The following is a 23,979-nucleotide window of genomic DNA, read 5'->3' on the forward strand; positions in this document are numbered from 1 at the left end:
CGCAAGCCGTGGTAACGCACATGGCCCCGCACCGGATCGGGGCGGGGCCATGCAGGTCAACACTGAATCAGTTGAACAAGCCGTAGAAGAATAGACGGATGCTATCCCACATGCGGCGGAAGATACCACCCTCCTCGACGCCATCCAGAGCGATCAGGTCGGCGCTGTGCACCACCTTGTCTTCCAGTTTGACTTCGACTTTACCGATCACGTCGCCCTTGGCGATTGGTGCGACCAGTTGCGGGTTCATGGTCATGCTGGCAGCGAGCTTTTTCAGCTGGCCTTTTGGCAGGGTCATGGTCAGGTCTTGCGCCAGGCCGGCCTTGACCTGGCTGGTGGTGCCTTTCCACACCGGCGCCTGCGCCAGCTCAGTGCCCTTCTGATAGAAGGTCTGGGTTTCGAAGAAGCGGAAACCGTAGGTCAGCAGCTTCTGGGTTTCAGCGGCGCGAGCCACTTCGCTGTTGGTGCCGAACACTACGGCGATCAGGCGCTGGCCGTCACGTACCGCCGAGGACACCATGCAGTAGCCGGCTTCGTCGGTGTGGCCGGTTTTCAGACCGTCAACGGTCTTGTCACGCCACAGCAGCAGGTTGCGGTTGGGCTGCTTGATGCCGTTCCAGAAGAACTCCTTCTGCGAGTAGATCGCGTAGTGAGCCGGGTCTTCGTGGATGATCGCGCGGGCCAGGATCGCCATGTCGTGCGCCGATGAATAGTGCTCAGGGTTCGGCAGACCGGTCGGGTTCATGAAGTGGGTATTGGTCATGCCCAGTTCGGTGACGGTCTTGTTCATCAGGTCGGCGAATGCGTCTTCGCTGCCGGCGATGTGCTCGGCCAGGGCGACGCTGGCGTCGTTACCCGACTGGATGATGATGCCGTGCAGCAGGTCGCTGACAGTCACCTGCGAGCCGACCTTGATGAACATCCGCGAACCGCCGGTGCGCCAGGCGTTTTCGCTGACGGTCACCGGGTCGTTTTCACCGATCTGGCCGCGACGGATTTCCAGGGTCGCGATGTACGCGGTCATCAGCTTGGTCAGGCTGGCCGGTGGCAGACGCTGGTCGCCGTTGTTTTCGACCAGCACGTTGCCGCTGCTGGCATCCATCAGAACGTAGGCCTTGGCGGCCAGTTGTGGTGGCGACGGCATCATCTCGGCCGCGAAAGCGGCTGGCGAGAGGAGCAGCGGGACTAGCAGACACAGGCGTTTGGCAAAGGTGGTGATGTTCATCCGTCTCTCGAAATCGCTAATGGAAACTTGCCCGAAGGCAAAACTTGTTCAGACAGCCTTCTAACGGGCCATCGCATGTTCAGTTGCTCACTCCAGTCACCCTTGCCGGGCTTTTGTTCTTCGACGAGCCAACAACCCGGTTCACCCCCCGAATACCGCAAGTGAACCGTCAATCAAGGTCTACGTATTACTCGGTGACCACGCTGGGCGAACCCAGATTGGCCAACCGCACACTGTTCTGCACCTGGGCGATTTCACCCGGCGAGCCGATCGGTCCCAGGCGTACCCGGTGCAGGGTCTGCTGATTGCGCACGATCGAGCTGATGAACACCGGTGCGCTCACCATCCCGCTGAGCTTCGACCTCAGCAGTTCGGCAGCGTCCGGGTTGGCGAACGCGCCCACCTGCAGATACTGGCCAGACGCTGGTGCAGAAGCGTTTTTTTTTGCATCGATCTGCACTGGCACCACGGCCGCGGCGTGTTGCTGCGGCGGCGGTGTCCATTGCTCGACGGTACCGGCCGAAGCCGTAATCACTGGCGCGCTATTCTGCGCCACTTGCGGCTCATTGAGCATCAGCGGCGCCGGACGGCCCTTGGCCGCCCACCACTGCTGCGGATCGATGCCTTCGACCTTGACCCGCGCGGTGCCGGTTTCGGCATAGCCGAGTTTCTTCGCCGCCGCGTAGGACAAATCGATGATGCGATCGGAATAGAACGGTCCACGGTCGTTGACGCGCAGGATCACGGTCTTGTTGTTGTCCAGGTTGGTCACCCGAACGTAACTTGGCAGCGGCAAGGTCTTGTGCGCGGCGCTCATGCCGTACAGGTCATACACTTCGCCGTTGGCGGTGTTCTGACCGTGGAACTTGGTGCCGTACCAGGACGCCGTGCCCGAAGCCACGTAGGTCTTGGATTCCTGCAACGGAAAATAGGTCTTGCCCAGCACGGTGTACGGGTTGGCCTTGTACGGGCCGGTGTGCAGGGTCGGTGTCGCATCCGGGATGCGCGAAACATCGACATCCCACCACGGCGCGCCGTCTTTGTGCGCGCGGTTGATGTCCAGGCCCGGTTGGGCGCGGACAGCAGTGGACGGGGTTTTCTGCGTCGGCGTGCGACTGGTCGTGCAACTGGCGACCAGGACTGCCAACGCAGCGAAAGCCACCAGCTTCAGGGGTTTATTGTTAGGCAATGCCTGCATTACTTGACGCCCCGTGCTTGTACCAGCTGTTCAGACAGTTGATGTACGGCCATGGCGTACATCACGCTGCGGTTATAACGCGTGATCGCGTAGAAATTCTGCAGGCCCATCCAGTATTCAGAGCCGTTGTCGCCTTCGAGGCGAAATGCGGTAACCGGCATATCATCGCGCAGCGCATCATGACTTGACCAGCCCAGCGCCCGCAACTCTGCGACCGTTTTCACCGGCTCGATACCGGTGGTCAGGCCTTCATCGACCTGCTCGCCGCGCACATCGGCGCGGCTGACCACCGGCTCGCCGGCGACCCAGCCATGACGCTTGAAATAGCTGGCGACGCTACCGATCGCATCGTCCGGGTTGTTCCAGATATTGATATGGCCGTCACCGTCGAAATCCACCGCGTAGGCGCGAAAGCTGCTCGGCATGAACTGCGGCAGGCCCATGGCCCCGGCGTACGAGCCTTTCAGGGTCAGCGGATCGACCTGTTCTTCACGGGCCAGCAAGAGGAACTCACGCAGTTCCTTGCGGAAGAATTCGGCACGGGGAGGATAGTCGAAGCCGAGGGTCGACAACGCATCGATCACGCGGAAATTACCGGTATTACGTCCGAAAAAGGTCTCGACGCCGATGATCGACACGATGACTTGTGCCGGCACGCCGTATTCCTGCTCGGCACGAGCCAGGGTCGCCTCGTGCTGACGCCAGAAATCCACACCACGGGCGATGCGCGCGTCGGTGATGAACATCGGACGATATTCGTTCCACTGCTTGACCCGTTCGGCGGGTCTGGAGATGGCGTCGAGAATCGACTGCTTGCGTTGCGCCTCGCGGAACACACCCATCAGTTGTTCACCGGCGAAACCGTAGTCGCGGGTCATTTCGCCGACGAACTCGGCCACCTGCGGCGAGCCTTCATAGTCGCCGGCCAGCGCTTCCTGCACGCTCCCCAGCAGGCCCATCAGGCCAACCAGCGGCGCGCATCGAGTCGCCCAGCCACGCATTACTTGCATTGCACTCTTCACCTTATTCAAACCTGTGCGATCCACTTGCGGTGGGTATGGATCGACATCAAAACCCCAAACGCTGACAGCAGCGTCACCAGCGAAGTTCCTCCGTAGCTAATGAACGGCAACGGCACCCCCACGACCGGCAACAGGCCACTGACCATACCGATGTTGACGAAAACGTAAACAAAAAAAGTCATGGTCAACGCGCCGGCGAGCAATTTGCCGAACAGCGTTTGCGCCTGGGCAGTGATCACCAGCCCGCGACCGATCAACAGCAAGTAGATCAACAACAGCGCGCAAATACCCACCAGACCAAACTCTTCGCCGAGCACGGCAATGATGAAGTCGGTGTGGCTTTCCGGAAGGAAATCGAGGTGCGACTGGGTGCCGAGCAACCAGCCTTTGCCGAATACGCCACCGGAACCGATCGCGGCCTTCGACTGAATGATGTTCCAGCCGGTACCGAGCGGATCGCTTTCCGGGTCGAGAAAGGTCAGGACCCGCTGCTTCTGATAGTCGTGCATGACGAAGAACCACATCGCCACCGACACCGGCACCGCCGCCGCCAGCACGCTGAGAATCCAGCGCCAGCGCAGGCCGCCCATGAACAGGACGAAGGCGCCACCAGCGAGAATCAGCAACGAGGTACCGAGATCGGGCTGGCGCACGATCAGGATGAACGGCACGCCAATCAGCATCAGGCTGATGCCGACGTGCTTGAGCTGCGGCGGCAAGGTGCGTTTGGACAGATACCAGGCGATGGTCGCCGGCATCAGGATCTTCATGAATTCCGAGGGCTGGAAGCGGATCACCCCGGGGATGTTGATCCAGCGCGTGGCGCCCATGGCGTTGTGGCCCATGATGTCGACGACGATCAGCAAGACCACGCCGATCACGTAACCGAGCGGCACCCAACGGGCCATGAAACGCGGCTCGAACTGGGCGATGACAATCATCGCCACCAGACCGATGCCGAACGACGTGGCCTGCTTGCCGAGCAGATCCCAGCTCTTGCCGCTGGCCGAATACAGCACGAACAGACTGCCGGCAGCGAGGATCAGCAACAGGATCAACAGCGGGCCATCGATATGCAGTCTTTGCAGCAACGTCGCGCGGCGACGCATCACATCCTCGCTGGAGAGCATGCGATCAAAATTATTCATCACGGGCCGTGGCCTCCGCAGTGATTGGGCTGGCGTACTCGGCTTTCAAATGGCCGTCCTGGTCGAGCAACCAGGCGTCCATGACCTGACGCACCACCGGCGCGGCAACGCCGGAGCCGGACTCACCGTTCTCGACCATCACCGAGACGACAATTTTCGGGTCATCGGCCGGGGCGAAACCGACGAACAAGGCGTGGTCGCGGTGGCGCTCCTGAACCTTGGAGCGGTCATATTTCTCGCCCTGCTTGATCGCCACCACCTGCGCGGTACCGGACTTGCCGGCGATGCGGTATTGCGCGCCGATTGCCGCTTTGCGCGCGGTACCACGGGCACCGTGCATGACCTGCTGCATGCCGTGATTGACCTTGTTCCAGTCGGACGGGTCGCGCAGGACGATGTTCGGCATCGGGTTTTCATCCACCGGCTTCACCCCATCGAGGGACTTGGCCAGGTGCGGACGATTCCAGATGCCCTTGTTGGCCACCAGCGCCGTGGCCTGGGCCAATTGCAGCGGCGTCGATTGCATGTAGCCCTGGCCGATCCCGAGAATCAGGGTTTCGCCGGGGAACCACGCCTGTTTGCGCGTCGCCCGCTTCCATTCGCGAGACGGCATCAGGCCCGGGGATTCTTCGAACATGTCCAGCGAGACCTTCTGGCCGATGCCGAACTTGTTCATGTAAGTCGACAGCCGATCGATGCCGAGCTTGTGCGCCAGGTCATAGAAGTAGGTGTCGTTGGAACGCATGATCGCCGTGTCGAGGTCGACGAAGCCGTCACCGGTGCGGTTCCAGTTGCGGTATTTGTGATCGTAGTTGGGCAGCATGTAATAGCCCGGGTCGAACACCCGACTGGAAGCCGTGACCACACCGGCGTCGAGACCGGCAATCGCCACCGCCGGTTTGATCGTCGAGCCCGGCGGGTACAGGCCGCGCAGCACCCGATTGAACAGCGGCCGATCAATGGAATCGCGCAGCTCGGCGTAGGCCTTGAAGCTGATGCCGGTGACGAACAGGTTCGGGTCGAAACTCGGCTGACTGACCATCGCCAGCACCTCGCCGGTTTTCGGATCGAGCGCCACCACCGCACCACGTCGCCCGCCCAGTGCGGCCTCGGCGGCTTCCTGCAATTTGATGTCGAGGCTCAGGACGATGTCCTTGCCGGGAATCGGATCGGTGCGCTTGAGAACCCGTAATACGCGGCCACGGGCGTTGGTCTCAACTTCCTCGTAACCGACCTGACCGTGCAATTCCGGCTCGTAGAAACGCTCGATGCCAGTCTTGCCGATATGGTGGGTGCCGCTGTAGTTGACCGGATCCAGCGACTTCAGCTCTTTCTCGTTGATCCGCCCCATGTAGCCCACCGAGTGGGCAAAATGCGCGCCCTGCGGGTAATGCCGGACCAGTTGCGCGACTACTTCCACCCCAGGCAGGCGGAACTGGTTCACCGCGATCCGGGCGATCTGCTCTTCGGTCAGCTCGAACAGGATCGGTACCGGCTCGAACGGCCGGCGGCCCTGCCGCATGCGTTTCTCGAAGATCACCCGGTCCTCGGGCGTCAGCTCCAGCACCTCGACGATGACGTCGAGCACCTGTTGCCAGTCGCCGGAGCGCTCGCGGGTCATGCTCAGACTGAAGCTCGGCCGGTTGTCGGCCACGACCACGCCGTTGCGGTCGAAAATCAGCCCGCGCGTCGGCGGTATCGGCTGCACGTGGACGCGGTTGTTTTCCGACAGGGTCGAGTGGTACTCGTACTGGATCACCTGCAGGTAATACAGGCGCGCGATCAGCACACAGATCAGCGCCACAATCACGATCGCACCGAACACGACGCGGCTGCGCACCAGACGGGCGTCCTTTTCGTGGTCCTTGATGCGGATCGGCTGAGACATGAGGGCAGGCTTACTTGTGGTAAGGGTGGCCGGACAACACGGTCCAGGCACGGTACAACTGTTCGCCGATCAGGATCCGCACCAGCGGGTGCGGCAAGGTCAGCGGCGACAACGACCAGCGCTGGTCAGCGCGGGCACAGACTTCCGGTGCCAGCCCTTCCGGGCCGCCCACCATGAAGTTGACCGTGCGCGAATCCAGGCGCCAGCGATCGAGTTCGACCGCCAGTTGCTCGGTGCTCCACGGCTTGCCGTGAACCTCCAGCGTGACGATCCGCTCGTTGTGCCCGACCTTGGCCAGCATGGCTTCGCCTTCCTGGCGGATGAAACGGGCCACGTCGGCATTCTTGCCTCGGGTGTTGAGCGGAATTTCCACCAGTTCGAGCGCCAGTTCGGACGGAAGACGCTTGGCATATTCATGCCAGCCTTCTTCCACCCACTTGGGCATGCGTGAACCGACGGCGATCAGGCGCAGTCGCACAGCAATCCCTTAGAACTGGTCTTTGTTGAGCTTGGTGAAATGCTCGTGGGTGTTTTCCGGGCTGTGATGCTTGGCATCGGCCGCACGGCTTTGCTCGGCACCGGCCCACAGGCGCTCCAGGTCGTAGAACTGACGCGCCGAGGCGGTCATCATGTGCACGATCACCAGATCGAGGTCGAGCAGCACCCAGTCGCTGTCGCCCTTGCCTTCTTCGCCCAGCGGCTTGGCGCCCTGCTTTTTCACTTCCTCGCGAACCTTGTCCAGCATCGCGTTGATCTGGCGATTGGAGGTACCGGTGGCGATGATCATGTAGTCAGTGATGCTCTGCTTGTCGCGCACATCGATGATCTGGATGTCCTGGGCCTTGACGTCTTCCAGCGCGGCGACGGCAATCTTGACCAGTTCGTCGCCCTTGAGCGGCTCGTTGGTGTTGACGGCTTCCGGCAGTGGTGCGCTCTTGAACGTGCCTTTGCGCTTTACTTTCGGTAGATCTTTATCAGTCATATGTAACTCGTTTTGCTCATGTATTCGGCGGCTTGGGATACGGTGATTCGTATCAGTGAAGCACGCCTTGTTCAGTTCGACGCACGGTACAGACCGTGCGCATCGATGTAGGCCAGGACCGCGTCGGGCACCAGGAAACGTACCGACTTACCGCTGGCCAGCAGTTGACGGATCTGGGTGGCGGAAACCGCGAGCGGTGTCTGCCAGACGAATGCAATCTGTCCGCTCGGCCCTTTCAGGGCCAGCGGGTCGCTCACCGAACGCGCTGCCAGCAGGTTGCGCAAGGCATCCGGCGGTTCGCTGTCGGCGTCCGGGCGCTGTAGCACCAGGATGTGGCAATGCTGGAGCAACTCTTCCCAGCGGTGCCAAGTGGGCAGGCCGCAAAATGCGTCCCAGCCCAAAAGCAGAAAAACCTGGGTCTCGGCGGGCATCTCTGCGCGCAGCGACTCCAGGGTATCGATGGTCCAGGACGGTTTGTCCCGCTGCAATTCGCGGGCGTCCACCACCAGCGGCGGCAACCCGGCCACCGCGCACTCGACCATCGCCAGCCGGTCCTGCGCCGACACCTGCGGCGTACCACGATGTGGCGGCCGCGCGTTCGGCATCAGGCGCAACTCATCCAGCGCCAGCGCTTCGACGACTTCCAGCGCGCCACGCAAATGGCCGATGTGCACCGGGTCGAACGTACCGCCCAGCACGCCAATGCGTTGCGGGCGCGACTCGCTGCCGGTGTGCGGCGCTGTCAGGTCGAGGTCGGTCAAGTCAGACCGTCGCCTGGCCGCGCAATTGGCCATCGCCGACCACGATGTACTTCTCGCAGGTCAGCCCCTCAAGCCCTACCGGGCCGCGGGCGTGCAGCTTATCAGTAGAAATGCCGATCTCGGCACCCAATCCGTATTCAAATCCATCGGCGAAGCAGGTCGGCGTGTTGATCATCACCGAGGCCGAGTCGACTTCCGCCACGAACCGGCGGGTGTCGGCGAGGTTTTCGCTGACGATCGAGTCGGTGTGATGGGAGCCGTAATGATTGATGTGTTCGATCGCCTGCTCCAGACCGTCGACTACGCGGATCGACAGGATCGGCGCCAGGTACTCGGTGTGCCAGTCGTCCTCGGTGGCCACTACGGCCTCGATGACCGCCCGGGTGTGTTCGCAACCACGCAGCTCGACGCCTTTGTCGCGGAACTGCGCGGCCATCGAAGGCAGGAAATCCCTGGCAACCGCCTGATCGACCAGCAGGGTTTCCATCGCGCCACAGATGCCATAACGATAAGTCTTGGCGTTGAAGGCAATGCGCTGGGCTTTCGCCAGGTCGGCATGTGCGCTGACATAAACGTGGCAGATGCCGTCCAGGTGCTTGATCACCGGCACGCGGGCATCACGGCTGATGCGTTCGATCAGGCCACGGCCGCCACGCGGAACGATGACGTCGACGTATTCGGGCATGCTGATCATCGCGCCGACCGCGGCACGATCAGTGGTTTCCACCACTTGCACCACGGCGGCGGGCAGTTCGGCCTCGGCCAGACCGCGTTGAATGCACGCGGCAATCGCGCGGTTGGAGTGAATCGCTTCGGAGCCGCCGCGCAGAATTGTTGCGTTGCCGGACTTCAGGCACAGGCTGGCAGCATCGATGGTCACGTTCGGACGGGACTCGTAGATGATCCCGATCACGCCCAGCGGTACGCGCATCTTGCCGACCTGAATCCCCGACGGACGGAAGCTCATGTCACGGATCGCGCCGACCGGATCCGCCAGTGCAGCGACCTGGCGCAAGCCGACGATCATGCCGTCGATACGTGCCGGGGTCAGTTCCAGGCGCTCGAGCAATGCCGGTTCCAGACCATTGGCGCGCCCGGCAGCCAGATCCAGCTCATTGGCTGCGGCAAGCTCGGCGCGCGCAGCGTCCAGAGCATTGGCGGCAGCCTGCAAGGCGCGGTTTTTCTGCGCGGTGCTGGCGCGACCGATGACCCGAGAGGCAGCGCGGGCGGCGCGACCCAATCGGGTCATGTAGTCAAGAACGGACTCAGTCATGGTCTGCTGGGGTCTTGGCAAAGAGGAAAGCGGCAGATTATAGCTGTCGCGTCCCGGGACTAACAGCGGTGACGGGCGGATGGTCGAAATGAGCTGCGTTTGCCCCTCGTTCAGACGTAATTAAGCTCAGCGTTGTTATCATCCCGACCTCTTGAGCCTGGATAAACCTTGCCCATCATGACCAACGTGCCCCTTTGTCCCGAGTCCGCGCGCCTGCCCGTGGGCCTGCCGGACAGTTTTTTCGACCGCGACGCCCAGGTACTGGCGCAGGCCCTGCTCGGCAAAGTCATCCGTCACCGCGTCGGCGATCTGTGGCTGAGTGCGCGGATCATCGAAACCGAAGCTTATTACTGCGCCGAAAAAGGCAGCCACGCCTCCCTCGGCTATACAGAAAAACGTAAGGCTTTGTTTCTGGATGGCGGGCACATCTATATGTACTACGCCCGCGGCGGTGATTCGCTGAATTTCAGCGCACAGGGACCGGGCAATGCCGTGCTGATCAAATCCGCCTATCCGTGGGTCGATGAAGTCAGCGGCCCGGCGAGCCTGGCGCAGATGCTGGTGAACAATCCCGATGCCCAGGGCCGGCCGCGTCCGACGCAGAAGCTGTGCGCCGGGCAGACATTGCTTTGCAAGGCGCTGGGGTTGAAAGTGCCGATGTGGGACGCCAAGCGTTTCGATCATGAATTGTTGCTGGTCGAGGACGCCGGGGCGGCACCGACACACATTATCCAGACCACCCGGCTGGGCATTCCGCTGGGCCGCGATGAACACTTGATGTATCGCTTCGTTGACGCCGCGTATGCGCAATGGTGCACGCGGAACCCGCTGCGACGGGGTCAGGTCGAAGGCCGGGATTATTTCCTGCTTCCCGGAGCTGACGCCGAATCCGCAAATAGATGATGTCCCCCTGTGGGAGCGAGCCTGCTCGCGAAGGGGTCGTGCCAGCACGCGTCTATCGTCTGACACACCGCATTCGCGAGCAGGCTCGCTCCCACAGGTCAGAAGTCAAACGCGTAACGATCAATTAAAGATTGGATGGAGTTTTCTGTATGGGCCCATGGCTCGATAGCATTACCGGATGGCTCGGCGCCAATCCACAATGGCTGGCCGCAGCGGTGTTCATCGTTGCGTGCGTGGAATGTCTGGCGATTGCCGGGCTGATCGTGCCGGGCACGGTGTTGCTGTTTGCCGTGGCGGTGCTGGCCGGCAGCGGCGCGCTGTCATTGAGCGAAACGCTGCTGCTGGGCTTTCTCGGCGGCATCCTCGGTGATCTGATTTCGTATTTCCTCGGTCGCCATTTCCACCAGAACATCCGCCGCCTCCCCGGGCTGCGCCATCACCCGGAATGGATGGCCGGCGCCGAGTCGTACTTCCAGCGTTATGGCATCGCCAGCCTGCTGGTCGGACGCTTCATCGGCCCGTTGCGGCCGATGCTGCCGATGGTCGCCGGGATGTGCGACATGCCCTTCCCGCGCTTCTTCGCCGTCAGCCTGCTGGCCGCCGCTGGCTGGAGCCTGGCTTATCTGTTACCGGGCTGGGCCACGGGCGCGGCGTTCCGCCTGCCTTTGCCTGAAGGCTTCTGGCTCGAGGCCGGGATTGTCGCCGCCAGCATCGCGGTGATGGTCGGCTTGAGCGTCAACAGCAGCGTGCGTCGTCATCGCCGCGCAACGATCTGGATCGGCAGCATGAGCCTGCTGATTCTGATCGGCCTGTTCATCGGCTATCCGTACCTGACCGCGCTCGACAACGGTGTGATGACCCTGGTGCAGGAGCATCGTCAGCCAGTGCTGGACGAAATTGCCGTGACGCTGACCCTGATAGGCGAATTCCGCAACATGCTGCTGTTCAGCGCCCTGCTCGTCGTGCTGCTGTTGCTCTGCAAGCAGTGGCGCCAGGCGATCTTCGCCGGCGGCGCCATGCTGGTCACTGCAATGGCCAACACCGGAACCAAATACTTTTTCGCCCGTGTGCGCCCCGAAGTGCTCAGTGATCCATTGACTACCTACAGCATGCCCAGCGGCCATGCTTCCGGCGCGTTCGCCTTGTTCCTGGCGCTGGGCGTGCTGGCCGGTCGTGGCCAACCGCCACGCATGCGCCTGACCTGGCTGCTGATTGCCTGCATCCCGGCGCTCTCCATTGCTTTGTCGCGGGTTTATCTTGGCGCGCACTGGCCAACCGACGTATTGGCCGGGGCGATGCTCGCCAGTTGCGTATGTGCAGCGATGCTGTGGCTAAGCCAGCGGCAGGCGCCGCTCAACGCCATGCCTTTCAGGATCTGGTGGCTGATCCTGCCATCGATGGTCGCCCTGTTCGGTTTCTTTGTATTGCGCCACTTGCCTCATACATTGTCGCGTTACGCCTACTAAAACAGACAACTTTCAAGCAGCAATTTTCATACGCCGCTCTTTCGGAATATTCCGACAAGAGCGGCTCTTGCAACCTACACAAACTTCCTCCCCCGCGGTTAACTTTCCTGGTTATAAAACCGACATTTCCGCGTTCCCGATCGACGCAAAACTCGCGTTACATATTCCCTCCGAAACACGGCTGCGCAATCTTTCTCGCAGTTGAAAACCCGTTAGATTGATAGGCCTGCTTCGAGCACTTTCCGGCTATTCATATTTATTCAAACCGGGCATTGAAGTTCTGCCGAGCATCTATCAATCCACTTCCAATCGAGTCATTCATGAGTCCAAAGATACCCCGCAAGACGTCAGTCACAACGACGCATCAAACTGATCCAAACGCGCCAGCGCAGCATCGGCCCATGATCGATGTCAGCAGCGTTGAAATATCGCCACGGCCCGAAGTCCATGACCTGACGCTGTCCACCACAAACTTCGGCAGTTCCCTGGCCGATGCCAGCCAGAGACTTCCGGCGGTCGAAATCTTCCAGTTACCGGCGCACAGTTCATATCGCACGGAACATCCCGCTTCAATAAGCGATTATTGGCTATCGGAGGCTTTTCTGCGTGGGATGCAGCCAGCTGATATCGATGGGTTTCGCTGGGTCGTTGGCAGAAAGTTCGTAGACGTCGAATATCAGGGCGCTCTGCAAACCACTCACGTCGGCGTCGATGAAACCGGCGCATGGCGCAGCAAGTTGCTGACCGAGCGTGTTCCCTCCGGACCGCGTCTGTATAAAAACGCGGACAGTTCCACCTGGCGCCTCACCGAGCAACCCGCGCCGAAGCGTCCACGCCTCGCCCCAGTGCCTACGCCCATCAATCCACACCGTTACAGCCCTTCGGGACGTTCGCCGGATGCTCAGGGCTATTACGAAATGCATCCGCTATTTGGTTCGCGCAAAGACGACACTCACTTCGCCTTCAGGGATTCATATGGCAATTACATACCGGTTGATCCTCCGGCGGGCGGATTCGCGGCGACGCCGACCCACCTCAAACAGTGGACCGATCATGAAATCTGGAAGCTGTATGGCTTGCAAGGCCGGGACATCGCGCGTTTTCGTGTCGAAGCCCAGGCCAGCGGCACGCCCCCTCACTGGGCAGATCCGGTAACCACAGAAAATCCGCTCACCAATCTGCTGCGCGACTCGCTGCGCTGGCTACATCCGCACATGAGCCTGACAGAGCGCGAAATCTTTCTGCGATCGTTCAATCTGCTGCCGGATCAATTGACGCGCTTGCAGCAGGAGTTGCGCAGCCATCTGGCGATTCCGGCATGGGCGCTGGCGCACAAGCGTCAACTCGATGACCTCGCCAACCCACGACGCCTCGACCAATTTGTCGCCGATGCGGTCGAGCAGCTCAATCTCAAGCGCGATGCCCGCCATGACTGGTATCACCCGGAAAGCAGCCTCACCCCTGAGGTTCGCGAGGCTCTGTTGAAACAGCTCGGTTATTTGCGCAACAAGAACAATTGCCTGTACCGCACGGACATCCCGGCGCTGTTTCGCGGCGACGAGCGCACGCCGTTCGAGCTGGCGAACGACGGCACCATGCTGCCGCGCTATCACCATGAACCCGGCGCCACCACGCACAAGCCGATCAGCGCGACATTCAGTCTCAAGCAAGGACAGGTATATGCCAGCGCCCCCGTCCGCGACTATCTGCGTTTCAATAGCCAGACCAATAAATACCCGGGACGCGACACTGGCGACAGCGGTTCAGAGAGCGACGCCAGTGATTCATCGAGTGCCCCCTCGTCCGACTGGTCTGATCCTGACAGCCCCGTCGCATGGGATCACGAGCGCGGTTATCGACCTGCGCGCGCACGGCAGAAGGAAATGTTTCTGTACGTGCTCGACACACGCAATCTGGAAGTCGTCCCCCACGAAGAAAACATGGCGTTCAATTCCGCAGCGCGCCACACACCGCCGACCTGGTTTCCCTCCGACGATTTCGAGGGGCTGATCTCGGTCACCCGCAGCGGAATTGCAGCCGAGCGAGTCTGGTTACTGAACAAAGACCTGACCAAAGCCGCCAGGGTCGAAGACATCAAAGAACAGGCTGGCGCAAACGCTGATCGTATCGAAGCGGCTACCCATGCCGGGCACTTCAACCGGTTCGAATACGACCAGTTGATTGACCAGGTGGAGGCGGCGGGCCTGCCGATACTCAGGCTGTCGGGCAACGAGAACCAGTTTGCCTATGACATCGCCTGGCCCGAATCTGCCGCGCTCACGCAAAGCCGCTAAGGAAAGCGGTTCCCTCATGCACACCATTAAAGGATTAATACGTGTCGAAACTCATCGTACCCGCGGCTCATATCGCCCACGTGCGTGCACTTCAAGTTACGCCCATAGAAGCCTCGGCCAATGCCCATGCGCCGTCACCACCCAGGCTCGATCAAGCGAGCGCGCCAGTAGAAGTGCCTGACAGCGACCCATCCCTTCGCAAGACTCTGAAGGCAATCGACAAGCACCTGGGCCCTCTGCGTATCGGCGAGGTCATGATCAGTCGGGTCGAGTTGCAAGCGTTGGGGGCGACCTCAAACGGTCAACCGATCAGCCCGGCGAATGCCAACATGAAGAGCGTGGATCAGGCTTTTCTCGATGGACTCAATTTCGAGTCCGCGAAGGTGCAATCCCGCTTGCAAGCCGTGGACTTCCCCGACAATGACATGGCAGCGCTGCTGTTCTACGAAATTGCCTGCAAGCGCTCGGTCGATGCCGGCCCACTGTTCATCAGTGATACGCCGCTGGCTTCGGGCAGCGCCATGGACCGTCTCAACAAGTTGGGCAAGGCTGCGCAAAAACTGGAAATCCACCGGGTGGACGCGTTTGAAAACGCGCCGGGTTGGGTCAACAAGACCAAAAGCTATTTGATGAGCGGCGCAGGAGTCGGCATGCAAGCCTTCGGCATCTACAGTGGCTACATGGCCCTCACCGATGCGATAAAAAAGGGCGAAAAGCTGGAAATGCTCTACTACGGCGGATCCATCGCTGCAGAACTCGGCTCGCTGATCATCGAGCAGGGCCTGACCAGAACAGGCCAGGCGATGCTGACTCAGGGCAGCAATCTGTTGAAGGGTTTTCCACTGACCTCCATCGGCAAGTACCTGAGCCGTGGCGCGGGAATGTTCGCCAGCGCGATTACCTTGCCATTCGATATCGTCGACGCGATCAAATCGTTCAAAGCTGCCGCCGCGACATCGGGCAAAGAGGCTCAGGATCATTATTTCAGCGCTGCCCTGAGTGTAGCGGGCGCAGGCATGAGTCTGGTGCTGGGCGTCGCCGCGCTGGCCGGTTTCGGCAGCGTTGCCGGGCCGCTCGGCCTTGCGGCCGCCGCATTGCTTATCGCCGGGTCAATGATTTATCAGGCCGCCAGGGTCGTCGACGATATCGACGATTACATTGAATTGACAACGCTCGAGCGCCTGCGCTCGGGATGGTTCGCCTTCACCGGCAAGGAACTGGACGCCGAAGTGATGGATCGTTTCAAGCTGTCCAGGCTTTACAGTTACTATGAAAAACAGCTCGAACTGTCGGCGCAAGACATGCTGGCCGGTGCTTACAAGGACTCCATCGCACAGGTGGTCAACGGTGCGTTTCGCACCGAACTGCGCCCTGTGGAACTGTGGCGTTACCAGTGGGACGAAAGCGCCGGGCAGTTGCCGTTCAGACTCGACAGCCAGGCAGTAATTGTCGGCGCCGACGACACGATCGACGCAAGCCACGGATTACCCGACAACCTCAAGGGCGTCGTCAGCGGCAGTCAAGGCGAAGGCAAAGGTGTGTTCTGGCGCTTGGGCGATGGCAATGACCGAGTCGTTGGCGTCAAGGCGCAGCCCAACCTGTTCACCTACCGCGAAGGTCACAAGGCGCTGACCGGCGGCGACAGGAATGATGCGTTTTATCAGGAAGTCTCTGAGCATGAACTGGATCGGCTGACCAAACCGTCGCATATCAATGTGCTGGACGGCGGCGCGGGCAGCGACCTGGTGGCATTCGAAGGCCGCCGCCCGACTGCCGACACGCGCTACGTCGGTCACGATGTCAACCTGCAGACCGGCAAGGTCGCGCTTCGCGGCCTGGGCTCTGCGCATGAGCCCCTCGAAGTCGCCCACCTGACCGCTATCGAAAACGTTGCGACGTTGCGCAAAGGCACGAGCAATATCACCGGAAATGACCAGCCCAACCAGATTTCCGCCAACGGTTACGACCGCATCAGCGCTGGCGACGGCAACGACACCATCGCGATATTCGGCACCGAGTGCAGGGTGGAAGGTGGTGGCGGCGAAGACCGCTATTACCTTGGCAACACCAACGCCCGCACGACGATCATCGAAGGCGGCGAGCATTCAAGCCTGATTGAATTCGGCTGGCCGATGGAGGTCATTCAACGCTGGCAAATCATCGGCACATCCCTGGTGATCAACTCGTTGCGCGGCAAGGACGGCAGCGAATCCGACCATGTGCTGACCCTGGAAAACGTCTACCGTACGGTCAACGGTCAGCGTCAATTGAATAATGCCAAGTGGGTATTCCGCACCCTCGACGGCTATGAACTGCGCGCGCAGTTGCCTGGTCAACCAGGCGATGCATCGAGTCAGGACATTGAAGTTACCGTGGCCGTCAACGGACGACCGGCACCCGCCCCGGCGATCGTCAACGCAGGCACGGTAGCGCTGGACAATCAGGGCTTGCATCGACACTTCGTTGCACGTACAGAGCACCGGGTCGAATTCGTCGCCACCGGCAACGCTACCGGTGCCCGCACCGTTTACCTGGATTATCGGGACAGCGAGATTGTCGATGTGGTGGTCAGTTATGGCGTGGAGGTCCGTCAAGGTGTTTCGGGCAATACGCACCTGACCTACAAGAACATCTCCCTGTCGATTCTGCTGCCATCCAAAGTGCTGACATTCAAAGGGGTGATTCAGACGATCGCCGCAGCGACGGGCTACAGCGGCCGAAACAGTCTGAAGGTCACGACACCGCTTCTGGCCCGAGACATCGTGCTGGTCATGCAGGATGAGGTTTCGTACCGCGTGCAGGTGCCCGCGTTCGATTACCAGGACGACGCCAGTAACCCCGGAACTCGCATGCTCGGCTCGCGGAGCTGGTTGATGCGGCGCAACGGAAAATATCCGTTCACCCGGCCGCTGGTGAGCGAGAAACCATCGCTGGGCACCCAGACCAGCAAAGTGGTCATCGAATCACGGCACCATACCGGCATCTATCTTCTCGAAGGCAAAAGCGCGACCTACGACATCTATCTCGCCAGCAACTGCATCCTGCGGCTGGCGACCCCGGGCGCTGCGGCAAAAACGGCCAATGCATCGAGATGGAACCTGTACACCCGGCCCCTGACGGAAACCGTGACACGCGCCGATATTCAGCTCCAGGGCAACTGCCTGCGCATTGCCAGTGTCACGGTGCAATTACCGGACATCAAGGATGACACCCCGGTGGAGTCCATCAGCGTGGTGACGTCAGCCGGCAATATCTATGAAGTCTCGCTGCTGTTTGAAGTGCTGCAGCTGTACGTCATCGATGCCCATGGCTACGTCAGTGTCGAGGCAGTGCTGGCAGATATCGAAAAGCACAGACACCGCCACGAACTGGCCGCACGGGTCTACGTGACCCACATCGGTTACCAGCCCGACACAGTGGGCACGCTGGTTTACAACTCGTTGAACAGCCAGTGGAGTCTGCTGACTGATCCGCAGAAACGCGTCATCCGCGAAGACCTCTTCGTCTCCGTCAACACGAACTGACCGCGCGCTGCCGGTTTCAACCATGTGCCGGGGTGGATTTGCAGCCAGTCCGGCACTCGATTCACCTCGGCCAATGATTGGCCGGGCTCTCTCCATGGAATGACCTTTTATGCGCCAGAAACCCGGGACGCTTCGCCCATCCCCGACACCGGAAACACCGGGCACCTCGACTTTCCGTCCGGTAACCCATGATCGCCCCATCGATCTGGATTCACGCTTGTCTGGCCGGGTCAGGCCGGACGGTTCACTTACCGAGCCGGATACTGTCGCCCGCACTCCTCACGGCAGTGACGCCAGCCCGGAACCCGTAATAACGGTTAGCCGGATCACTGATGAGCAGAGGCCTGCGCACCGGCCTGCAACGTCGCCGCGGGAGCCTTATCTGCAAAACATTGACGAGACTTTGCCCCACGATGCAGACGGCCTGAAAGAGTACAAGGGACGCAGGTTCGCAGACATCGCCAACGATGACGGATCCCCCGCAGGGCAGACGGTAATGGTGGCGTACCACGATCTGATCAAGGCGTACCGCGCCCGGCTGCCAAGTGAGCGGGTGCCATCCGGGCCGCCTCTTTATCGAGTCGCCGACACTGACTTGTGGAGTCTGAACAAGCCCATCGAGCAGTACCCGCCCGACCGTTACACCCTGCACGAGTGGGCTAAACCCCATTCCGCACCGGTGCCGAACGAACAAGGCTATTACGCAGTACACGAATGGAAGGAACTTCCCTATCAAGGGCGAGTGAATACACAACTGAATGTCGGCTTCGCCTTTCAGGGCAAGTACGGCCGCCTGATCAAGGCAGACCCGAACGAGGCGCGCGCAGATCCCTCCTTGCCGTTGAAGCTGGCGCACTGGACCGATGGCGAACTGTGGGAGATGTACAACCTGCGCGGAGCAGAAATTCTTGCCTTTCGTATCGAGGCCGAGGTCAGAGGGGGCCCGCCGGGCTGGGCGAGACGCAGAGATATCAAAGACGACCACAAATTCCTTCTGGATTCCATGAAATGGTCCCACCCGCAAAAGACCCGCAGCGAGTGCGCCGAGCTTTTACGCAGTTACAACCTCAGCGTCGCGCAACAAAAACGCTTGCGCGCGGACATGGAAACCGGCTTTCCCGCATGGGCCGAACAGCACAAAAGCCTGACCCGAAATGTGCAGGATGCCAAACGCTTCGACCGGATTGCCGAGGAGCTTGGCCCCTTCAGTCTGAAACTGCGGCAAGAAGGTGAAAACATCGAGGGTGACTTGCCGCCTGTCGATCAGCGTTACGAAGCGGACTTTCTGCAAGGCTATCTGGAACATGCCGGCTACATGCGCAACAAGCACGACTATCTTTACCGTACGGATATCCCGGCAATGTTCCGCGCCGATTTACGCACACCCTTCGAACTGGCGCGGGACAAGCGATTGGTAAAATTGCGGGGCAACCCTTCCGACTCAACAACCCGGCAAGCCTTCAGCACGACATTCTCATTGGCCAACGGCATTCAATACCTGGATTTTGATTACTACTCCAACCCTCGGCACTACAACAGCCAGGCCAATCGCTATCCGGGACATTTTTCCGACAGTGATTCATCCAGCGGACACCGACACAGTTCGGGTGAAGAGTCTGATACCTCATTTGAAATGGACAACTCGCGCGATTACCCGTTGCTGCGGCGCAAACAGACCCATGGTTTCCTGTATGTCATTGACACCCGCGGCATCGAAGTAGTCCCACGGGTGGAAAACCTTTACCTGAACAACCGGGATTTTGACGGGGACAGCCACGAAGGACGAATTTCCATGCCCACTCGAGGCATCAGTGCCGAGCGGATATGGCTGGTGCGCTCGGACTTCAGTCGAGCGGCGAGAGTCGAGGATATTTTCAGGCAGGCTGGTGGCGATGCCCGGGATATCGAGGTCGACACCTGGGCAGGAGGCGATCACAGCAATTCATACGACCAGTTGATCGATGACGTAGCCCGCTCCGGCGGGACCATAGTGACGTTGGCCAAGGGCAAAGACACATGTTCGAACGATGTGATCTGGCCCGTTGCTGAACACTACCGGCCGTGACAACCAGACGCCATTCAAAAAGCGAAACAATGCTGGCAGAAGGCGTGAGTTGATTCAAAGTGAAACTAGGCGAACAGTTCGCCCTGCAACTCGTCGAGTAATGCCTGGATCGCATCCAGGCGTTGCTGGGGATCATCGAGTTGCAGCAGGTCGATCTTGTCCTCTTCAGCGAATGGCAACAAATAGGCGAGCTGATTGGCCAGCGATTGCTGCCCGCAGGCTTCGGTGCCCATGTCCAGCGCCTCGACCATCGGGTGTTCGGCCAGTGCTTTCAGCAGCGCGACCAGATCGGCATCCTCGTCCTGCAACGGTTGCTCGGGCTCGTCGTCCAGCCACTCGACATCGGCGAGAAGCAACTGGTCGCGCTGCACTTCGGTGCGCAGCACGTTGAAGCGGCGTCCGCCCTGCACACGGATGCCGAGCAGGCCGTTGTCCTGTTGCTGGAAATCGGTGATCCGCGCCTCGCAGCCAACCAGCGCAAAACCTTCTGGTGCGACGCCGACTTCGCTGCCCTCGAGAATACACACCACACCGAAGCCGACGCCCTGTTTCATGCAGCGGCCGATCATGTCGAGGTAGCGCGCCTCGAAGATCTGCAGATCGAGATTACAGCCGGGGAACAGCACCGTGTTCAGCGGGAAAAGCGGCAGACTCATAGACATTTCCTTACACCACCATCGACACCGCCAACGGCAGGAACACCGCCGTGGCCACACCCATCAGACTCATTGCCAGCGCGGCGAATGCGCCGCACTCATCGTTTTCCTGCATCGCCACCGCCGTGCCGACCGCATGCGCGGTCATGCCCAGGGCCATGCCACGCGCCTCGGGGCTGTGCACGCCGAGGCGGGTCAGCAGCGCCGGACCGAAGATCGCGCCAATCACCCCGGTGATCAGCACGAACACCGCGGCCAGCGCCGCCACGCCGCCGATCTGCTCGGCGACCAACATGGCGATCGGCGAGGTCACCGACTTCGGCGCCATGGTCATCAGGATCATGTGATCGGCACCGAACCACCAGCCCAGCGCCACGCCCATGCCCGTCGCCACCACCCCGCCTATCACCAGCGTAGTAAAAATCGGCCAGAACAATTGGCGGATCCGGCGCAGATTCAAGTAGAGCGGCACCGCCAGCGCGACGGTTGCCGGCCCCAGCAGAATGCTGAGGATTTCGGTGCTCTTGCGGTACTCGGCGTAGGTCAGGCCGCAGCCGACCAGCACAGCGATCACCAACAACATGGAGACCAGCACCGGTTGCAGAAAGATCCAGCGGGTTTTCTCGAACGCCGCCAGCACCAGTTGATAGGCGCCAAGGGTGATGCCGATGCCGAACAGCGGATGATGAATCACTGAGGCCCACGCGCCTTGCCAGTCGAACAGCATCAGGACTCCTCCGCCGGCGGCGCGTGACGTTTGACCAGCCGTTGCATCAGTACGCCGGCAAAGGCCATCGACAGGATCAGCGAGACCACCAGCGCGCCGACGATCGCCCAGAAATCCGCAGCAATCGCCGTGGCATACACCATCACGCCTACCGCAGGCGGCACCAGCAGCAATGGCAGATAACGCAGCAGACTGCCCGCTGCCTGATTCAGCGGCTCGCCGACTTCACCGCGGATGATCAGGAACACCAGTAGCAACAGCAGCCCGATGATCGGCCCCGGCAATATCGGCAACAGCAAGTGATTGAGCGCCGTGCCGAGCAATTGAAACAACACCAGCATGGTCAGGCCACGTAACACCATCTGACATCTCCGTCTTACATTTTCACCCAGCAGGGGCTCGGCATTATAAGCACGCCTGCGCTATGGACCGGCATTCGCCAAAAGCATGGTCGGTTGACCTGAGCAAATCGCCATGATGATCTACAGTGGTTCGCAGGCCGGTCAAATCCGCCACCTGAAAAACTATAAAACCGATGAACCCAAGGAGAGTCTCAATGCCCTATGTTCCAGTTGCAGAGCTCAAAGATTATGTCGGCAAGGAACTTGGACGTTCCCAATGGCTCACCATCGATCAGGAGCGCATCAACCTGTTCGCCGAAGCCACCGGTGATTTTCAGTTCATTCACGTCGATCCGGTCAAAGCCGCGCAAACGCCATTCGGCAGCACAATTGCTCACGGTTTTCTGTCGCTGTCGCTGATGCCGAAACTGATGGAAGACATCCTCGTGCTGCCCGAAGGCGTGAAGATGGTCGTCAACTATGGCCTGGACAGCGTGCGTTTCATCCAGCCGGTCAAGGTCGATTCGAAAGTCCGATTGAAGGTCGACATGGTCGAAGTCACCGAGAAAAAACCCGGTCAGTGGCTGCTGAAAGCGACCGCGACACTGGAGATAGAGGGCTCGGACAAACCGGCCTATATCGCCGAGCCGCTGTCGCTCTGCTTCGTCTGATCATTCCGGATGCGAAGCAGCGCACGCTGTTTCGCGTCACGTCTGTATATATGCGATGCATAGCTGCGGCATACTCGGTCGCCTAATTGCCCGGATCCCGCTATGCGCTCAATCGCTCGACTTGCACCCCTTGCCCTGACCCTGATGCTCACCGCTTGCGGCGACGGCGAATCGCTGTTGCCGCCGGATGCGCGCCTGCCCGATGGCGGTCGCTATCGCGGTGAACTGGTCGACGGCTTGCTGCAAGGTCAGGGCCGCGTCGACTATCCCAACGGCAGCTGGTACGCCGGGGAGTTCGACAAAGGTCAGTGGCACGGGCAAGGCGAATGGCATGGCAGCAACGGCGAGGTCTATCGCGGCCAGTTCCAGCAAGGTTTGTTCGATGGACAGGGCAGCCTGAGCACCAATGCCAGCAGTTATACCGGCGGCTTCAAACAGGGCCGGCGCGATGGCGAAGGAACGCTGAAAGAAAACGGCATGACCTATCGCGGTGAATTCAAGGCTGACCAGTATTCCGGCCTCGGTCGTCTGGAAATGGACGACGGCAGCTCCTATCAAGGCCAGTTCGCCCACGGCAAACCCAACGGTGAAGGTCAGCGCGGCGATGCCAGCGGCAATTCGTTCACGGGTCATTTCGTCAACGGTCAACTGGAAGGCAACGGCACTTACAACAGCGCCGACGGCGATATCTACGTCGGCGGTTTCAAGAATAATCAACTGCACGGCAAGGGCCGCTACGAGAACGCTGACGGCGATGTCTGGCTCGGCCAGTTCAAGGAAGGCGCACTGACGGGCAAGGGCGAATTGATCGGCGCTGACGGCAGCCATTACATCGGTGTGTTCAATGACTGGCGCTTCACCGGCCAGGGCCGCTTGAATCTGTCCGACGGCAGCTTCTACATCGGTGGCTTCGACAACGACAGCTATTCGGGACGCGGCACTCTGGTGCTGACCGATGGCAGCGTGCTCAGTGGCACCTGGATCAATGGCCAGCGTGTGCGCGACGCCGACGGCAAATTGCTGCCCGACACCCTCGAACTCGGTTTGCTCGCCCAGGGTCGTCTGCTCGACGAGGCGCTGGCGGCGATTCCCGCCTCGACCCCGGCAGTCGAGCTGTACACCATGACCCTCGGTGGCGACGGCAAGCAGAGCGTGTTCCTGCGCGAGTCCGACTACGTCGCCAACATGCTCAACACACGCTTCGGCGCTTTCGGCCAGATCCGCTTGGTCAACCATCGCGATCATCTCGGCGATCGGCCGATGGCCACCCGCGAGAACCTGCGCCGCGCCGCGCAAGCCCTGGCCGAACGCAGCGGTCCGGAAGATCTGCTGTTCATTTATCTGACCAGCCATGGCACCGCCGAGCATGAACTGGTGCTCGATCAGCCGCGCATGGAATTGGCCGACCTGCCCGCCGATGAACTCGCCGCGGTGCTCGCGCCGCTCAAGCATCGCGACAAGGTCATTGTGATCTCCTCGTGCTATTCCGGCGGTTTCATCCCGGCACTGAAGGACGAACGCACGCTGATCATGACCGCCTCGCGCGCCGATCGAGTATCGTTCGGCTGTTCGGAAGAAGCCAATTTCACTTACTTCGGCGACGCGCTGTTTGCCCAGGCGCTGAACCAGACCGACGATCTGGAACAAGCTTTCAAACTGGCCAAAGCCACTGTCGCCGAACGCGAACTGGCCGACGGTTTCGAAGCCTCGGAGCCGCAGATCTGGGCACCGAAGACCGTGCTGTCACACTGGCAATTGCTGCGTAAACAGCAAGCGCGCAAAGCTTTGCAAAGCAGCGCATTGAACGACGCGGCGACAAAAGGCAACTAAGCTGA

At 60.5% G+C, this 23,979-nt stretch carries 19 protein-coding genes; 7 read left to right on the forward strand and 12 right to left on the reverse strand.

The genetic code is table 11. The annotated features are described in order from the left end of the window. Positions 1-67: 67 nt before the first annotated feature. The 9 genes from GXB78_RS19400 to GXB78_RS19440 all read right to left on the reverse strand — a co-directional run bounded on the left by GXB78_RS19400 (position 68) and on the right by GXB78_RS19440 (position 9,497). Positions 68-1,225: a D-alanyl-D-alanine carboxypeptidase family protein gene (locus GXB78_RS19400; RefSeq protein ID WP_016773028.1), complete on the reverse strand. Its 1,158-nt coding sequence runs from the start codon at positions 1,223-1,225 to the stop codon at positions 68-70. Positions 1,226-1,412: 187 nt separating this feature from the next. Then, positions 1,413-2,423, reverse strand: a complete 1,011-nt coding sequence (locus GXB78_RS19405) for a septal ring lytic transglycosylase RlpA family protein (RefSeq protein ID WP_016773027.1) — start codon at positions 2,421-2,423, stop codon at positions 1,413-1,415. Further along, complete coding sequence (gene mltB, locus GXB78_RS19410) at positions 2,423-3,433, reverse strand: lytic murein transglycosylase B (RefSeq protein WP_329516626.1); 1,011 nt, start codon at positions 3,431-3,433, stop codon at positions 2,423-2,425. Before mltB ends, GXB78_RS19405 begins: the two co-directional genes overlap by 1 nt. Positions 3,434-3,450: 17 nt before the next feature. Beyond that, entirely contained in the window at positions 3,451-4,554 is a 1,104-nt protein-coding gene (gene rodA / locus GXB78_RS19415) for a rod shape-determining protein RodA (protein ID WP_051600793.1), read from the reverse strand. A gap of 31 nt (positions 4,555-4,585) precedes the next feature. Then, entirely contained in the window at positions 4,586-6,481 is a 1,896-nt protein-coding gene (gene mrdA / locus GXB78_RS19420; RefSeq protein WP_329516627.1) for a penicillin-binding protein 2, read from the reverse strand. A gap of 10 nt (positions 6,482-6,491) precedes the next feature. Then, positions 6,492-6,959 carry a 23S rRNA (pseudouridine(1915)-N(3))-methyltransferase RlmH gene (gene rlmH / locus GXB78_RS19425; protein ID WP_011063671.1) on the reverse strand — a complete coding sequence of 156 codons (468 nt, stop codon included), beginning with the start codon at positions 6,957-6,959 and terminating at the stop codon, positions 6,492-6,494. 9 nt (positions 6,960-6,968) lie between these two features. After that, positions 6,969-7,463, reverse strand: coding sequence for a ribosome silencing factor (gene rsfS, locus GXB78_RS19430; protein WP_016773024.1), 495 nt, complete (start codon positions 7,461-7,463; stop codon positions 6,969-6,971). A gap of 71 nt (positions 7,464-7,534) precedes the next feature. Then, positions 7,535-8,257 (reverse strand): nicotinate-nucleotide adenylyltransferase, encoded by a 723-nt coding sequence (gene nadD, locus GXB78_RS19435; RefSeq protein WP_408005140.1) that lies wholly within the window; start codon positions 8,255-8,257, stop codon positions 7,535-7,537. Further along, complete coding sequence (locus tag GXB78_RS19440; RefSeq protein WP_329516628.1) at positions 8,226-9,497, reverse strand: glutamate-5-semialdehyde dehydrogenase; 1,272 nt, start codon at positions 9,495-9,497, stop codon at positions 8,226-8,228. The genes nadD and GXB78_RS19440 overlap by 32 nt, the downstream gene beginning before the upstream one ends. 177 nt (positions 9,498-9,674) lie before the next feature. Here GXB78_RS19440 and GXB78_RS19445 point away from each other — a divergent pair, with 177 nt between their 5' ends. From GXB78_RS19445 to GXB78_RS19465, 5 genes are all read left to right on the forward strand, one after another. Further along, positions 9,675-10,400, forward strand: a complete 726-nt coding sequence (locus GXB78_RS19445; RefSeq protein WP_329516629.1) for a DNA-3-methyladenine glycosylase — start codon at positions 9,675-9,677, stop codon at positions 10,398-10,400. Between the two features lie 149 nt (positions 10,401-10,549). Further along, positions 10,550-11,866 (forward strand): bifunctional DedA family/phosphatase PAP2 family protein, encoded by a 1,317-nt coding sequence (locus GXB78_RS19450; RefSeq protein ID WP_329516630.1) that lies wholly within the window; start codon positions 10,550-10,552, stop codon positions 11,864-11,866. 401 nt (positions 11,867-12,267) lie between these two features. Beyond that, complete coding sequence (locus GXB78_RS19455; protein ID WP_329516631.1) at positions 12,268-14,160, forward strand: hypothetical protein; 1,893 nt, start codon at positions 12,268-12,270, stop codon at positions 14,158-14,160. Between the two features lie 41 nt (positions 14,161-14,201). After that, positions 14,202-17,684, forward strand: coding sequence for a calcium-binding protein (locus GXB78_RS19460; RefSeq protein WP_329516632.1), 3,483 nt, complete (start codon positions 14,202-14,204; stop codon positions 17,682-17,684). A 109-nt stretch (positions 17,685-17,793) separates the two neighbouring features. Further along, complete coding sequence (locus tag GXB78_RS19465; protein WP_329516633.1) at positions 17,794-19,749, forward strand: hypothetical protein; 1,956 nt, start codon at positions 17,794-17,796, stop codon at positions 19,747-19,749. 65 nt (positions 19,750-19,814) lie between these two features. Here the strand turns inward: GXB78_RS19465 and GXB78_RS19470 are convergent, their stop codons facing one another. Genes GXB78_RS19470 through GXB78_RS19480 form a run of 3 tightly spaced genes read right to left on the reverse strand, consistent with a single transcriptional unit; the run spans position 19,815 to position 21,494 of the window. Beyond that, entirely contained in the window at positions 19,815-20,405 is a 591-nt protein-coding gene (locus GXB78_RS19470; protein ID WP_329516634.1) for an LON peptidase substrate-binding domain-containing protein, read from the reverse strand. A 10-nt stretch (positions 20,406-20,415) separates the two neighbouring features. After that, on the reverse strand, positions 20,416-21,132 hold the full coding sequence (locus GXB78_RS19475) for an LrgB family protein (protein WP_329516635.1): 717 nt from the start codon (positions 21,130-21,132) through the stop codon (positions 20,416-20,418). Continuing rightward, positions 21,132-21,494 (reverse strand): CidA/LrgA family protein, encoded by a 363-nt coding sequence (locus tag GXB78_RS19480; RefSeq protein ID WP_329516636.1) that lies wholly within the window; start codon positions 21,492-21,494, stop codon positions 21,132-21,134. Before GXB78_RS19480 ends, GXB78_RS19475 begins: the two co-directional genes overlap by 1 nt. A gap of 194 nt (positions 21,495-21,688) precedes the next feature. Between GXB78_RS19480 and GXB78_RS19485 the strand changes: the two genes are divergently transcribed. Further along, a complete protein-coding gene (locus GXB78_RS19485; RefSeq protein ID WP_253496167.1) occupies positions 21,689-22,144 on the forward strand; it encodes a MaoC family dehydratase in 456 nt (151 codons plus the stop codon). Between the two features lie 102 nt (positions 22,145-22,246). Further along, positions 22,247-23,974, forward strand: a complete 1,728-nt coding sequence (locus GXB78_RS19490) for a C13 family peptidase (RefSeq protein WP_329516637.1) — start codon at positions 22,247-22,249, stop codon at positions 23,972-23,974. Positions 23,975-23,979: the final 5 nt, after the last annotated feature.

Source organism: Pseudomonas moraviensis subsp. stanleyae (genome assembly GCF_036283065.1).
Taxonomy (GTDB): Bacteria; Pseudomonadota; Gammaproteobacteria; order Pseudomonadales; family Pseudomonadaceae; genus Aquipseudomonas; species Aquipseudomonas stanleyae.